This is a genomic window from Anaerofilum hominis (genome assembly GCF_014287275.1).
GTDB classification, from domain to species: Bacteria; Bacillota; Clostridia; order Oscillospirales; family Ruminococcaceae; genus Pygmaiobacter; species Pygmaiobacter hominis.
In genome coordinates this window covers 707,616-722,199 of record NZ_JACONZ010000001.1, presented here as the reverse complement: position 1 = coordinate 722,199, position 14,584 = coordinate 707,616, and the positions used below count along the sequence as shown (strand labels likewise).

Below are 14,584 nucleotides of genomic sequence, written 5' to 3'. Positions count from 1 at the left end.
TTAAGCAAAAATGGCAATTAATTTACAATAGACAAACACCAATTTGTGCAAATAGTACAAATGATTTTCAACAATGTAGGCTGACCTGTCCCATTCCCGCGCGTTTGGCCGGCAGGGCGCGGCGGGCCGGCAGGGGGCCCGTCCGTTTCTGCGCGGCGAAAAACAGCGGGAAAAAGGACAGGCCCGCACAGACGGGCAAAACATAATTATGCACATTTTGTATAAAAGATACCGCGAAACTTGACGGCTCGCCGCAGATGGGGGCAAGATCCCGTTTTTCGCCTGCGTCCGCGCTTGTGTTTCCCTTTTGCGCTGTGGTATCATAAAGCCGGAAAGCCGAGGTGGATGCAAGATGGAAAAACTTACCGCCGCAAGTACGCTGGCAGAGCTCTGGCGGCATCCGGTGGGCCACGATGTGCTGGACAAGCTGCTGCTGCAGATGGGCAGGGGCGAGGGATGGGTGACCAACCCTCTGGTGTCCCGCCTCACCATCGGCAGGGCCTGCCGGCTGGGCCGCGGGCTGGTGGGCGAGGGGTTCGCGGATACCCTGCTGGCGCTGGTCAACGCCGCCCCGCCCCCGGTGACGGGCGCGCCGGGCGTGCGCCGCGCGCCCTTTAAAGAGGATGTGTTTTACCAGATCTATCCGCGCAGCTTCCGCGACGCGGACGGCGACGGGGTGGGCGACCTTGCCGGCATCCTGGAAAAACTGCCCTATCTGCAGGAGCTGGGGATCACCGCGCTCTGGCTCTCGCCCATCTATGCCAGCCCGATGGACGACAACGGCTACGACATCAGCGATTATCGCGCGGTCAACCCCGAGTTCGGCACCATGGAGGATCTGGAGCGGCTGCTGGCGGAGGTGCACCGGCGGGGCATGAAGCTGATCATGGACCTGGTGGTGAACCACACCTCTGATGAACACCCGTGGTTCCGGGAGGCCTGCCGGGACCGGCAGAGCCCGTATCACGACTACTATATCTGGCGCGACGGCGGGCCGGACGCCCCGCCCAACAACTGGACCAGCTTTTTTTCGGGGCCCGCCTGGAACTATTATCCCGAGGTGGGCCAGTGGGCGCTGCACCTGTTCTCCAAAAAGCAGATGGATCTCAACTGGGACAACCCGGCCCTGCGGGCCGAGGTGGCGCAGATCGTGCGCTGGTGGCTGGATAAGGGCGTGGACGGTTTCCGGATGGACGTGATCAACTATATCTCCAAGGCTTCTCTGGCGGACGGCAGCGAGGCGGTGGGGAAGCTGATGGGCTTTACCGGCATTGAGCACTATTTTTACGGCCCGCGCCTGCACGAGTATCTGCACGAGCTGCGGGAGAACGCCTTTGCGCCCTATGGGGCGGTGATGGTGGGCGAGACGCCGGGCGTGGGCCTGGAGATGGCAAAGCAGCTGACCGCCGAGGAGCGGGAAACGCTGGATATGGTCTTTAACTTTGACCAGCTGGAGACCCCGGGCCACGTGCGGTTTGACGACTATGATTACGACCTTGCCTACTTGAAGAAATATTATCTCAAGTGGATGGCCGGCATGCCGGACAACTGCCGCATGAGCATTTTCTGGGACAACCACGACAACCCGCGCATGCTGGGCAAGATCGAGCGCGGGCAGGAGTACCGGGCCGTGCTGGCAAAGCTGCTGGCTGTGCTGCAGCTCACCCTCAAGGGCACGCCTTTTCTCTATCAGGGACAGGAGCTGGGGATGACCAATATCCCGTTCCCCTCCGCCGCGGAGCTGCGGGACGTGGAGAGCCTGAATCTCTGCCGCGCACTGGAGAAAGAGGCCGGCCCAAAAGCAGCTTTTGAAAAGGTGCTGGCGGGTACCCGGGATCATGCCCGCACCCCGATGCAGTGGGAAAACGCGCCCGGCGCGGGTTTTACCAGCGGTACCCCCTGGATCTGGCTTTCGGACGACTGGCAGGCGGGGTGGAACGCGGCGGACGAGGCGGCGGACCCGGATTCGGTGCTGAACGCCTATAAAGCGCTGCTCGCGCTGCGCCGGGCGCACCCGGTCTTTGCTTACGGCGCCTTTGCCCAACAGTATGCCAGCCGCCGCGACCTGTTCTGCTACACCCGCACAGGGGAGGGGGAGCGGTACGCCGTTCTGCTCAACCTGATGCCCGGGGCCGCGCCCCGGCCCCGGCTGCCGGCGGGGGCGGCCTGCGCCTACAACAGCTATGGAGGCCCGGCCAAAGAGCTGCGCCCCTACGAGGCGGAGATCTGGCGGCTGGAGGGGCCGGAGCGCTGAGCGGCCGCCGCCCGGCCCGCGGCCTGCGCCATCCGGCGGGGCATAGGGCGCGGCTTGCGCGGCCTTGCCGGGGCGGGACCGGCGGTCCCGCTGCCCGTTCTGCGGGGCCGGGATGCAAAAAGCAGCGGCGGAAACACAAAAACAAAGGCGGCGCGCGCCGCTTTTCACAGGGAGGAACTCCATGCAGATCAAAAACGGGACCCTTTATACGCAGGGTTTTTTCTTTGAGCCTCACGACCTCATCACCAGCGGGGACCGGATCGCCCGCATCGCGCCCTCGGGTATCGAGACCGGGGAGGAGGTCCTCGACGCCTCGGGCTGCTACGTCGTGCCCGGGCTGGTGGACATCCACATTCACGGCGCTGCCGGCAGCGACCTGTGCGACGGCACGGCACAAGCGGTGGACGTCATCGCCTCCTATCTGGGGGAGATGGGGGTGACCAGCTTCCTGGGCACCAGCATGGCCTTGGGAGAAGAGCGGCTGACCGCCATTTTTGAGAGCGTCCGGCCCCTGGTGGGGGCCGACCGGGGCGGGGCGGTGCTGCGCGGCCTCAATATGGAAGGGCCTTTCTTCTCGCCGGAAAAAAAGGGCGCCCAGGCGAAAGAACATCTCGCCGACCCGGACATCGGCCTGTTTGACCGGCTGTTCGAGGCGTCGGGGCGCAATGTGCGGCTGGTGGACGTAGCGCCGGAGCTGCCGGGCGCACTGCCGTTCATCGAGCACGCCGCCCGGCGCTGCTGGGTCTCGCTGGCCCACACGGCGGCCGGCTATGAACAGGCGCGGGCGGGCTTTCGCGCCGGGGCGGACCATGTCACCCATCTGTTCAACGCTATGCCGCCCTTTGGCCACCGGGAGCCGGGCGTCGTGGGCGCCGCCGCGGACCTGGCCGCGTATGTGGAGCTGATCTCAGACGGCGTCCATGTCCACCCGGCCATGGTGCGGGCCGTTTTTCAGCTCTTTGGCGCGGAGCGGGTCTGCCTGGTCAGCGACGCGATGAGCGCCTGCGGTATGCCGGACGGCAGCTATGAGCTGGGCGGACAGGCGGTGCGGGTGGAGCAGGGCCGCGCCGCGCTGGCCGACGGGACGATCGCGGGCAGCGCCGCCTGCCTGACCGACTGCGTGCGCCGGGCGATCTCGTTCGGGGTGCCGCTGGAGGACGCCCTGCGGGCCGCCACGGCCAACCCGGCAAAGTCGGTGGGGCTGTACGGGGAAGTGGGCAGCCTGTCGGAGGGCAAGCGCGCAGACCTGCTGGTGCTGGATAAGGGGCTGAACCTCAAGGCCGTGGTGCTCGGCGGACGGCGGATCAAGTAGGAGCGCAGCGGCGGCCCGGGCTGTGGGCCGGAGCGATACGGGAAAAGCGGGCGGCAGGCCCTGCAGGAGGGGCGGGAACGCCGCCGTCGGCGGGGCCTGTATCGGTGCTTAGCAAATAGCAGGACTTTTTGCGCAGCGCTTGCCGGAGAAATGGACGCCCCGCTGGCGGAGGGACCTCCATCGACATTTGGCAGCGGCGAAACCTCTCGCACAGCGGCTGATGCTGCAGGTCTGCCTGCGTCAAATTTCGAAAGCAGATTCTTCCGCATGGACGTTTGACAGAGACAAAACCTCTTGCACAGCGGCTGATGTTGCGGGTTTGCCTGCGGCAAATTTCGAAAGCAGGTTCTTCCGCATGGACGTTTGGCAGCAGCAAGACCTCTTGCACAGCGGCTGATGCTGTAAGTTTGGCCGCGGCAGACTTGGAAAGAGGGCATTGCCGCCGGCTGCGCCGCGCGGCGTTTTCAACACGAGGAAAGGTGGAATGGATATGGCTCCCCCCATCCGGGCGCTGCTGCTGGATATCGACGGGACGCTGGTGCCGCTGGGGCGGACCGGCGTCTCGCCGGCCATTGTGCGCCGTGTGGAGCAGATCCGCGCCGCAGGGGTGGCTGTGATCGTCGCCACCGGGCGCAGTTCTTTTGTGCTGGGGCCGCGGCTGCTGGGCACGTTTGCAGCGGATTATTATATCTGCGCCAACGGCGCGGAGGTGGTGGACGCAGAGGGGAGACGCCTCAGTGAGGACCGTTTCACTGAGGAGGAGGTGCGGCTCCTCACCGCCTACTGCGAGCGGGAGAAACTGATCCTGGCTTTCCCGTTTGAGGATGGTTACGGCATCTACACGGGTTATGAGGACTATCTCGCCGGGGCGGGCCGGCCGGGGGAGACGCGGCGGGACCCGGTGGGAGAGGGCCCCTATGACGGCTGGGTGAAAAATTGCCCGGGGCGCGACCGGCATCTCACCGGGCTGCCCTTTGGCGCGGTGATCCACGGCGTGCCGGAGGGGCACCGCTTTCCCGCGGCGCTGGCCGGGTTTCAGTTCGTGGGCTTTCGCCGGGGCAGCTTTGACGTTTATCACGCGCAGGTGGACAAGGCGCGGGCCGCCGCCCGGCTGCTGGAGAAGATCGGCGTCCCGCTGTCCTGCGCCGCCGCGGTGGGGGACGGCAACAACGATGTGCCGCTCATCCGCGCCGTGGGGGTGGGGGTCGCCATGGGGAATGCGCGGCCCGCCCTGCGGCAGGCGGCCGATTTTATCGTCGGACCGGTGGAGGAAGACGGTCTGCTCGAGGCATTCGACCGCTTGGGACTGTAGCGGGGGGAAGTAAGCGGCGGAAGCGCCGCCGGGCCTGCAGCCCGGTGCGGCGCTTTTCCGGGCGCTGCTGCGGATAAAAAGACGCGGGGACCGGCCTTTGGGCGGGTCCCCGTTTTTTTTGGATAAGGGAAAACCACTCGCTTGACCCTGCGGATGTCCGGCGCAGGGCGTCCGGGCACTTCCCGCAGGGTCCCTTTGTACCGGCAGGGCAGAAGAAAAATGCGCCGCGGAAAGTGCCGCAGGCTCTGGATATGCACTCAAAACCCCCGTAAACAGCCGCGCGCCGCTTTCCCGGGGAATGCCCGGGACCAGCCGCCCCGGGCCGGCGAAGAAGAAGTTCTGCACACAATGCAATCGGCGGATATGCCAAAGTTTCTACACCAATAGACAAATTGTAACTGCAATATTACAAAAATTTGAACAAAAGCAAAAAAACAGTTGCAATGTTGGGTGGGGCACCGTATAATTTCATTAATTTATTGCTTCGATGCTTTGCTGCATAGAAGTGTGAAAGAGCTGCGTTTTTTTCAGCGCAGGCGAAAAATGGCTTTTTCACCGGCTCAGCCGGTGTGGAAAAACGGGAAGCGCGTCGGCCGCGCGCGGCCCGGTTTTTAGAAGCGAAGATGAGCGGCGGTGACCGGACGCGGGTCTGTGAGACAGCCGGACGGGCGCTCACGGGTCAGGGTTCGATCGCCGCGGCCCCAAAGAGGAGGAAATAAAGTGGAAGCAGTTAAATCGTTTATCGAGACCAGTCCGCTCATTTGCTTTTTCATCTGTGCGTTTTTGTACATGATCGGCGATCTGGTGGGCACGATGACCAAAGCGTGGGTCCCGTCGATGTTCGTCATCGCGGCGCTTTTCCTGGTGGGCTACTGGACCATCCTGCCCCAGGATCTCATCCCCAACAGCGGCCTGAGCAATACCTTTATCGGTGTGATCTGCCCGTACATCCTGGTGGTCCACATGGGCACCACCATCAGCCTGCGGGATCTTGCAAAGCAGTGGAAGACCATCGTCTGCTGCCTGGCCGGCCTGGTGGGCATGTGTGCGCTCTGCATGCTGCTGCCGATGATCGGCCTGGTGGACCGCCCGCTGGTGATCGCCGGCCTGCCTCCCCTCACGGGCGGTATCGTGGCCACCCAGATCATGAGTGAGGCCGCCGCCGCCAAGGGCCTAACCGCCGCGGCGCTGTTCGCCACCGTCATGCTCTCCGTGCAGGGCTTTGCCGGTTATCCCATCACCGCCGTCATGCTCAAAAAAGAGGGCGCGCGCCTGCTGAAAGATTACCGCTCGGGCAAGGTCGCCAAGGTCGCTTCTGCGGGCGAGGTCGACACCTCCGCCGGCAAGATGGCGGATACCGCGCCTGAAAAGAAAAAGCTGATCCCCGCCGTGCCGCAGAAGTACTACGGCACCGCCCTTTCGCTGGCCAAGGTCACCCTGGTGGCTGTCGCCGCGTTCTATATGGGTACGATCAAGTACGGCACTTTCACCATCAGCGGCATGGTCTGGGCGCTGATCTTCGGCGTTATCGCCACCGAGCTGGGCTTTTTGGATAAAAACCATCTGGGAAAGAGCGGCTGCATCAACTTTGTCATGTTCGCCCTGATGATGCTCGTCTTTAACGGCCTGCGCACCGCTTCTCCGTCCGATATCGCCTCCCTCATCGTACCGATGCTCGTCGTCGTCGCGATCGGCGTCGTCGGTATGGGCATTGTCTGCCTGCTGGTGGGCAAGGTGCTCAAGGTCAGCCCCTATATGGCGTTCGCCACCGCGCTGACCGCCCTGTACGGCTTCCCGCCGAACCTGATCCTCACCACCGAGGCCTGCAAGTCCATGACCAACGATCCCGAAGAGAACCAGTATCTGATGGACAACATGCTGCCGCAGATGATCGTGGGCGGCTTCACCACCGTCACGATCTCCTCCGTGCTGATCGCCGGCGTTTTCGCAAACTGGCTCTAAGCGGCAGGGGGCCTTGCCGCGCAGCGCGCGGGATTGGCCAGGGGCCCCGTTCTCTTACCGCAAAGTGAGTTCAGTTGATAAAAAAGACCTCCATGGGTTTTCCATGGAGGTCTTTTTTTGCCGCCGGCGGCGCTGGGCGCTGCGGTGGGAGCACGGATATCACCGCTCCCACCGCGGACGGCCGTTTTTCGCCGCTCTTTCCGGCGCCCCGGCCCGCGCGAGGCGCTGCGGGGAGGGGAGCCTGCTTTCTGCGGACCTCCCGGCGCGGCAAAAAAGGCGGCCGCCTGCGCGCTTCCTGATGCTCATCCCGCCGCTGCTTTTTGCCCGCGGCGCTTTTCCGCCGCTGCGGACAGTTTTGGCCTGCATTGTCCCCGCAGCGACCGCCGGGCCGCCGCGCGCAGACATGCGCCGCCTGTGCCGCAACGCGCTGTGTCTAAGTCTTTTTCCTGCCCACGTTTTGCCAGAAAGCCTTATAGTCCTTTTCCGTAAAGTCGGCTTTTGTGGACATGATCCGATACCTGACCCCTCTCATCGTGAACGTCTGATCGGTTTCATAGAATCCGTTTCTCCGATAGAACTCGATGCGCCGCCGCCGCTGCCGGGCATTATCCGCGCTGTCGTCCGCCTTTTCCACGTCCAGGATAATCGTCCTGCCGGGATACAGGGCCTTGATGCAGTTTAAGATCTGCGAGCCGTATCCCTGGCCCCGCAGCCGGTCGTCGACGGCGAGATATACGATAAAAACAGTTTTTTCCTGCACCGCGAGATAGGCAAAGCCGCAAAATTTTTTCTTCTCCCAAAACGCCAGCGCGTCCAGGTGCCCATGCGCGGCCATCCATCGCAGGGCGATGCCCGGGATGCGTTCCCGGGGAGGGAAAGCGCGCCGGTACAGCGCCTGGACAAGCGGATAGTCGGGCGATCTTCCATAAAATTTCTTTGCAGCCAGAGCCATTTTCGTCCTCCGTCCCATTTTTGCCGTTTTCTCAAAATTTGCAGATCTGTCCCATAGTATAACATCGCGCCGCAAAAGAATACCACTTTTTTCTTGATCTCGCATCCGATTTTTCTCCGCACTTTTTTCGCGCTCCCCCAGAGGGGCGGCGGCTTTCCGGCAGAGACGGGCGCCGCGCTTTTTCGGCAAATAGCGCGCTGTGGCTGCGATTTCAATATGCGCAATGGCTAAACTTGGTGGAGAAATTTTGTGTAATTGGCGGTAGTTCCGTCATAAAGAAGAAAAAGAATTGAATTCGGCCCCTCAAAACGGTATAATTATGAAAAGATTATGAATAAAGATCTCTGATCTTTTTAACGGCCCCGCCTTTTATGGAAATTGCCGCTTTCGGGCGGCGCATTATAAATGAAGTAAGGAGGAGATACTTATGGACCACAAACTGATCTGTGAGATTCTCAACAGCGAGATGGAACTCGCCACCGGATGTACTGAGCCTGCCGCGATCGCGCTTTGCGCCGCAAACGCCAGGGCTCATTTGAAAGGCGAGGTGGCGGAACTGACGGTGTTGGCCAGCGTCAACATCATCAAAAACGCAATGGCGGCGGGCATCCCCGGAACGAGCTATACGGGTATCGACTACGCCGCGGCGCTGGGCGCCGTGGGCGGCAAGGTGGAGCGCCAGCTGCAGGTGGTGGACGAGGCCAGCGAAGAGGAACGCCGCATGGCGATCGCGCTGGTGCAGGGCGGCCATGTGCGCATGGGCAAAAAGGATACCCCTGAAAAGCTCTATGTCGAAGTGGAGGTCAAAAGCGCCGACGGCCATCAGGCGAAAGCCATCATCGCCTCCGCTCACACCAACGTGGTCTATATCGAAGAGGACGGCGCGGCCGTCGTCGACCACGAGATCGGCACCCTGGTGAGCGGCGTGCCGGCGGACGTGATTGACGAGACCCTGTCCATCCAGACGATCTTTGATTTTGTAAATGAGCTGGACCGCGAAAAAGACGACCTGCACATGATCGAGCAGGCCATCGCGGTCAACACCCGCATCGCCGAAGAGGGCATGAAAGGCGACTACGGCCTGAATATCGGCCGCAACATCGCCAAGGCGAAAAAGGCGGGCTATATGAGCGACGACCTGGTCACCAACGCCATGGAGGTCACCGCCAGCGGCGCCGACGCGCGCATGGCGGGCGCCAACGTGCCGGTGGTCACCAACTCGGGCTCGGGCAACCAGGGCATCACCGCCACCATGCCGGTGGTCAGCGCGGCCAAAACACTGGGCGTCAGTGAGGATAGGATGTTCCGCGCAGTGACCCTCTCCCACCTGATCGGCATCCATATCCACTGCCGTTTCGGCCTGCTCAGCGGCCTGTGCGGCGCCACCGTGGCGGGCACCGGTTCGGCCTGCGGCCTGGTCTATCTGCTGGGGGGCAACGTGCAGCAGATCGGCTACGCGGTCAACAACATGCTGGGCGACGTCACCGGCATGCTCTGCGACGGCGCCAAGGCGGACTGCGCGCTCAAGATCAGCACCTGTGTGAACACCGCGTTCCAGTGCGCGTTCATGGCGCTGGACAACGTCTGCGTGCAGCCCAGCGACGGCATCGTGGACAAAGACCCGGAGCAGACGATCAAGAACTTCGTCCGCCTGGGCAACGAAGGCTCTCCCGTCATGGACAATATCGTATTGGACGTGATGTTGACAAAGCAGAAGTAACGGCCATACTTTTGCAAAGGAAGCAAACAACACTCTATCAAGAGGAGGAAAATCAATGCAAACATTTACCGACCTGATTGCGTCGTCCCCGATCATGGCCTTTGTCTTTGTGGCCCTGGTCTATGCGCTGGGCGAGGTCGTCGGGACCCTCACCAAGGCGTGGGTCCCGTCCGTCTTCGTCACGGCGGTCCTGTTCCTTGTCGGCTACTGGACCTTCTTCCCCAAGGAGATCGTCTCCATCGCCGGTTTTGCGACCCCGTTCACCAGCCCCATCTGCATTTACATCCTGATCACCCACATGGGCACCACCATCTCCATCAAAGAGCTGGTCAAACAGTGGAAGATCATCGTCATCTGCATTGCCGGCCTTGCGGGCATGATCGGGCTGTGCATGGCCCTTGCGGCCACCGGCCTTGTGGACTGGAACTATGTGGTGTCCGGTCTGCCTCCCCTCACCGGCGGCATCGTCGCGGCGCTCACCATGCAGGAGGCTGCGGCGGCCAAGGGTCTGGAGATGGCCGCTCTGCTGGCGATCGCCATGTACATCTTCCAGGGCTTTGTGGGCTATCCGCTCACTGCCGCTCTCCTCAAAAAAGAGGGCAGCAATCTGCTGAAGGGCTATCGCTCCGGCGAGGTCAAGTTAACTGCCGCCGCCGAGGAGAAGACCGCGGAGGAACCCGAGAAGAAAAAACTCATCCCCTCTGTGCCCGACAAGTTCTTCACCTCTGCGTTTGCTCTGCTGAAAGTCTCTCTGGTCGCGCTGCTGGCGTTCTACATCGGCAGCTGGACCGGCATCAGCGGTGCTGTTTGGGCCCTGATCCTGGGCATCGTGTTTACCGAGCTGGGCTTTTTGGACCGCGACATTCTGCACAAGTGCGGCTGCTTCAACTTCATCTGCTTCGCGCTCATGCTGTTTGTCTTTGACGGCCTGAAATCCGCAACCCCCGCCATGCTGGTCCAGATCCTGGTACCGCTGCTCATCATCATCGTGGTGGGCGTTCTGGGCATGGGCGTGCTGTCCATCCTGGTGGGCAAAGTGCTGAAGGTCAGCCCGTTCATGGCTTTTGCCACTGCGCTGACCGCGCTGTACGGCTTCCCGCCGAACCTCATCCTCACCACCGAGGCCTCCAAGGCTTTGGCGAGCAACGACGAGGAGTATCAGTACCTGATGGATACGATGCTGCCGCAGATGATCGTGGGCGGTTTCGTCACCGTTACCATCACCTCGGTCATCATCGCCGGTATTTTCACCGGTTTCCTGCAGTAAGCTTTACAAGAGCGCCCGGCGGCCACCGGGCGCTCTTTTGCAAAACAAAGATAGTTTAAACTAACTCGTGCGGGCGGCGGGGCAGGGAGGGGCCGGAAAGTTGCGGCAAATCACTCGAAATGCCTGTTCAAGCCCCCCTGCATGTGTTACAATAATAATATCAAAGTACCTGCCGCGCGCACGGCGACCCGCCGCAGCGGGGCCCCTGGCCGGCTGCGGCGCAGGCGCGGCACAAAAGGAGGAGAACGACAATGGATATCAAAGCTTTGGCGGAAAAGGTTGAGAGCTATGTCATCGAGCAGCGCCGCTGGTTCCACGCTCATCCGGAGCTGTCCTGGGAGGAGTACAAGACCACCGACGCCATCGCCGCGCAGCTGGAGGGCATGGGCCTGGAGGTCAAGCGCTTCACCGACGGTCTGGCGGGCTGCACTGCGATGATCTACGGCGGCAAGGCGAAGCCCGGTTGCAAAACGGTGGCGCTGCGGGCCGACATCGACGCGCTGCCCGTGGAGGAAAAGACCGGTCTGCCCTTTGCCAGTGAGAACCCCGGCTGCATGCATGCCTGCGGCCACGACAACCATATCGCCATGCTGCTGGGCGCGGCGAAGATCCTCACCGAGGTCCGGGACGAGCTGCAGGGCAACGTAAAGCTGTTTTTCCAGCCCGCGGAGGAGAGCTGCCACGGCGCCGAGCCCTGCATCGAGCAGGGCGTGCTGGACGGGGTGGACGCCATCTATGGCCAACACATCTGGGACGGCCTTGAAGCCCCTTATCTGAACGTGCAGCCCGGTGCGCGCATGGCCAGCTGCGATAACTTCTCGATCACCGTTGAGGGCTCGTCCTCTCACGGCAGCGCCCCCAACCTGGGGATCGACGCCATCGTGGCGGCCTCGGCCATTATCATGAACCTGCAGACCATCGTCTCGCGCAACAACAACCCGCTCAACGGGCTGGTGGTCTCCATCGGCGAGATCCACGGCGGCCAGCGCTGGAACGTGGTTGCCGGCAAAGTTGTCATGGAGGGCACCTGCCGCACCCACTCCCGTGAGATGCGCGGCCAGATCGAGCCGCTCATCCGCCGCATCGCCGAGTCCACCGCCGCGGCCTACAAGGCAAAGGCGACCCTCAAGTACGAGGCGTTCCCGGCCCCGGTCATCAACGATCAGGACGACCTGAACCAGATCGCCCACGACGCGGCCATCAAGCTGTACGGCGAAGAGGGCATCAAAGAACTGCCAAAGATGATGGGCAGCGAGGATTTCGCTTATTTTATGGAGAAGGTCCCCGGCGTCTTCGGCTTCCTGGGCAGCCACGACGCACAGCACAGCGCCAGCAACCACAACGACCACTATGACGTCCCGGAGGAAGTGCTCAAGCGCGGGGCTGCCATGCACGCCCAGTTCGCGGTCGATTATCTGGCGGCCAAGGCGGAATGACCGTCGCCCCCAAAATGGAAAAACAGAGGAGTGTTACCCATGAACGTTCGTGAACTCGCTGAAAAATACGAATCCTATATCATTGAGCGGCGCCGTTATTACCACACCTGCCCGGAATTGTCCGAGCACGAGGTGGAGACCGCCAAAAGCCTGAAAGCCGATCTGGAGGCGATGGGCGTCGAGGTCGAGATGTGCAAAAACTGCAACGGCGTGGTGGGCACCATCAAAGGCGGCAAGCCCGGCAAGACGGTGGCCCTGCGGGCCGACATCGACGCGCTGAGCGTGGTGGAGGAGACCGGCCTGCCCTTTGCCAGCAAAAACGAGGGCGCCATGCACGCCTGCGGCCACGACAATCACATGGCCATGCTGCTGGGCGGCGCAAAGATCCTCACCGAGATCAAGGACCAGTTGCCCGGCACGGTAAAGATCCTGTTCCAGCCCGCGGAGGAGGTCGCCACCGGCGCCAACGCGATGATCGCTGAAGGTGTGCTGGAGGGCGTGGACGCCATTTACGGCGCGCACATCTGGGGCGATTTTGACGCGCCCCTCATCGACGCTTCCGCCGGCAACCGCATGGCCTGCTGTGACGGCTTCACCATTGAGGTGGAAGGCGTCTCCACCCACGGCAGCAGCCCGCATCTGGGCACCGACGGCATTGTGGCCGCGGCCGCCATCATCCAGGAGCTGCAGTCCTACGTCTCCCGCAACAACAACCCGCTGAACCCCTGCGTCGTCACCGTGGGCACCATCAACGGCGGCCAGCGCTTCAACATTATCGCCAACAAGGTGGTGCTGGAGGGCACGGTGCGCACCTTCTCCCGCGAGACGCTGGCGACCATTCAGGAGGATATGCAGCGCATCGTCAGCAACACCGCCGCCGCCTTTGGCGCCACGGCGAATGTGACCAAGTACAGCCACATGACGCCGCCGCTGATCAACGATAATGAGGACCTGAACAAGATCGCGCAGGACGCGGTGATCAAGCTGTACGGCGAGGAGGCCCTGGGCCACCTGCCCACCATGATGGGCAGCGAGGACTATGCTTTCTTTATGGAAAAGGTGCCGGGTATCTACTGCTTCCTGGGCAGCCGGGATGCAGAGCATCATTATATCAACCACCACGAGAAATACGACGTCCCCGAGGATGTGCTGAAACGCGGCGCGGCGATGTACGCCCAGTTCGCTTTCGACTTCCTGGAGGCGAATGCCTGAGCGGCCGGCCTCAAAAAACGGCCCGCAGAGCGGTACACAGGACAAAAAAACGGACGCGCCCTTTTGGGATGTGTCCGTTTTTTTGTCGGGCAGAGGGACAAAGGCTACCCCGGCAGGTCGCTTTTTTGGAAGCACTGACGCGGCGTTTGGCGCGCGTCCGCACCCTTATCGCACCCGGCGTGCGGTCTCGCGGAACACAAGGAATGCGACTTGCCGCGGCGCGGCGGCAGGCGCGGCTGCGGCCCGGGGGGAAAGAGCAGACGGGCGCACAGGCCTTTGGGCCGCCCGGCGGGACAGGCGCCGGGAAGCAAACAGAAACGCGGCAGAACAAACAACAGCGCAGCCGCCGTCCGTTTGCGCATCCGTGCTGCCGTTATGGGAGCAGTCGCCATCGCCGGCCATCCGGGCGCGTTGCACCGGGATGGCCGTTTTTCATACGGGGCAGCGGTGGGGCAGCAATAAAAAATAGCCGCATAGCGGCTATTTTTTGGGCCACTCGCCCGGTTGCCGCGCGAGCGGCGAGGGCGGGCCATCAAGATAAGATGTTTTTTATTGCGGAGCAATAAAAAATAGCCGCAAAGCTATTTCTTGGCCGTCCGTTCGCCGGTCTGCCGCACTGGGACGGGATGCAGCTCCGTCTGATCGGCCGTTTTTGCCGGTCCGCTGCGCTTCGCAAGAAAAATTTTGTGAAATGCTTGACAAATCACTATACTGGGTATATAGTTAATTACACAAGTAATGAACCTACGAACCTCGTGGGCCAGAGGGAGAGGTGAACTGTTTGAACTTGAATTTATCGGATGAAAAGTCCATCTACCTGCAGATCGGCGAAAGCATCGAGAACGATATCCTGCGGGGCATTTTGCTGGAGGAGGAGCGGGTGCCCAGCACCAATGAACTGGCACGGGCCTATTCCATCAACCCGGCCACTGCGGCAAAAGGCATCAATCTGCTGGTAGAACAGGGGATCCTGTACAAGAAACGGGGGATCGGTATGTTTGTCGCATCGGGCGCAAAGCAGCAGATCATTGCCAAGCGCAAAAACAGCTTTTACGACAGCTTTATCGTCAGCCTGGTGGAAGAGGCGCGCAGCCTCTCGATCAGCGAGGACGAGCTGGTGGAGATGATCCGCCGGGCGAGAGAAGAGAAAAAATAAT

10 protein-coding genes are annotated in these 14,584 nt (G+C 61.9%); 9 read left to right on the top strand and 1 reads right to left on the bottom strand.

Annotated features, from left to right (window positions below):
* The first annotated feature begins 352 nt into the window (after positions 1–352).
* The 4 genes from H8S23_RS03185 (at position 353) to H8S23_RS03170 (ending at position 6,840) form a co-directional block, all read left to right on the top strand.
* Positions 353–2,254: a glycoside hydrolase family 13 protein gene (locus H8S23_RS03185; protein ID WP_186886847.1), complete on the top strand. Its 1,902-nt coding sequence runs from the start codon at positions 353–355 to the stop codon at positions 2,252–2,254.
* A 181-nt stretch (positions 2,255–2,435) separates the two neighbouring features.
* A complete protein-coding gene (gene nagA, locus H8S23_RS03180; protein WP_186886846.1) occupies positions 2,436–3,566 on the top strand; it encodes an N-acetylglucosamine-6-phosphate deacetylase in 1,131 nt (376 codons plus the stop codon).
* Positions 3,567–4,056: 490 nt separating this feature from the next.
* The gene (locus H8S23_RS03175) at positions 4,057–4,878 is read left to right on the top strand and encodes an HAD family hydrolase (RefSeq protein WP_186886845.1); all 822 of its coding nucleotides are present in this window, start codon (positions 4,057–4,059) and stop codon (positions 4,876–4,878) included.
* Between the two features lie 720 nt (positions 4,879–5,598).
* A complete protein-coding gene (locus tag H8S23_RS03170; protein ID WP_341479881.1) occupies positions 5,599–6,840 on the top strand; it encodes a hypothetical protein in 1,242 nt (413 codons plus the stop codon).
* A gap of 433 nt (positions 6,841–7,273) precedes the next feature.
* Here H8S23_RS03170 and H8S23_RS03165 read toward each other — a convergent pair whose 3' ends face one another.
* A complete protein-coding gene (locus H8S23_RS03165; RefSeq protein WP_186886844.1) occupies positions 7,274–7,792 on the bottom strand; it encodes a GNAT family N-acetyltransferase in 519 nt (172 codons plus the stop codon).
* A 427-nt stretch (positions 7,793–8,219) separates the two neighbouring features.
* Here H8S23_RS03165 and H8S23_RS03160 point away from each other — a divergent pair, with 427 nt between their 5' ends.
* The 5 genes from H8S23_RS03160 to H8S23_RS03140 all read left to right on the top strand — a co-directional run bounded on the left by H8S23_RS03160 (position 8,220) and on the right by H8S23_RS03140 (position 14,583).
* Positions 8,220–9,512, top strand: coding sequence for an L-cysteine desulfidase family protein (locus tag H8S23_RS03160; RefSeq protein ID WP_186886843.1), 1,293 nt, complete (start codon positions 8,220–8,222; stop codon positions 9,510–9,512).
* Between the two features lie 55 nt (positions 9,513–9,567).
* The gene (locus H8S23_RS03155) at positions 9,568–10,779 is read left to right on the top strand and encodes a hypothetical protein (RefSeq protein ID WP_243165818.1); all 1,212 of its coding nucleotides are present in this window, start codon (positions 9,568–9,570) and stop codon (positions 10,777–10,779) included.
* Between the two features lie 251 nt (positions 10,780–11,030).
* Positions 11,031–12,215 (top strand): amidohydrolase, encoded by a 1,185-nt coding sequence (locus tag H8S23_RS03150; protein WP_186886842.1) that lies wholly within the window; start codon positions 11,031–11,033, stop codon positions 12,213–12,215.
* Positions 12,216–12,254: 39 nt separating this feature from the next.
* Positions 12,255–13,427 (top strand): amidohydrolase, encoded by a 1,173-nt coding sequence (locus tag H8S23_RS03145; protein ID WP_186886841.1) that lies wholly within the window; start codon positions 12,255–12,257, stop codon positions 13,425–13,427.
* Between the two features lie 781 nt (positions 13,428–14,208).
* Complete coding sequence (locus H8S23_RS03140) at positions 14,209–14,583, top strand: GntR family transcriptional regulator (protein ID WP_186886840.1); 375 nt, start codon at positions 14,209–14,211, stop codon at positions 14,581–14,583.
* Position 14,584: the final 1 nt, after the last annotated feature.

Coding starts and splice junctions, on each gene's coding strand:
- H8S23_RS03165 (WP_186886844.1), bottom strand. CDS start 7,792: ATGGCTCTGGCTGCAAAGAAATTTTATGGAAGATCGCCCGACTATCCG.
- nagA (WP_186886846.1), top strand. CDS start 2,436: ATGCAGATCAAAAACGGGACCCTTTATACGCAGGGTTTTTTCTTTGAG.
- H8S23_RS03150 (WP_186886842.1), top strand. CDS start 11,031: ATGGATATCAAAGCTTTGGCGGAAAAGGTTGAGAGCTATGTCATCGAG.
- H8S23_RS03155 (WP_243165818.1), top strand. CDS start 9,568: ATGCAAACATTTACCGACCTGATTGCGTCGTCCCCGATCATGGCCTTT.
- H8S23_RS03175 (WP_186886845.1), top strand. CDS start 4,057: ATGGCTCCCCCCATCCGGGCGCTGCTGCTGGATATCGACGGGACGCTG.
- H8S23_RS03185 (WP_186886847.1), top strand. CDS start 353: ATGGAAAAACTTACCGCCGCAAGTACGCTGGCAGAGCTCTGGCGGCAT.
- H8S23_RS03145 (WP_186886841.1), top strand. CDS start 12,255: ATGAACGTTCGTGAACTCGCTGAAAAATACGAATCCTATATCATTGAG.
- H8S23_RS03160 (WP_186886843.1), top strand. CDS start 8,220: ATGGACCACAAACTGATCTGTGAGATTCTCAACAGCGAGATGGAACTC.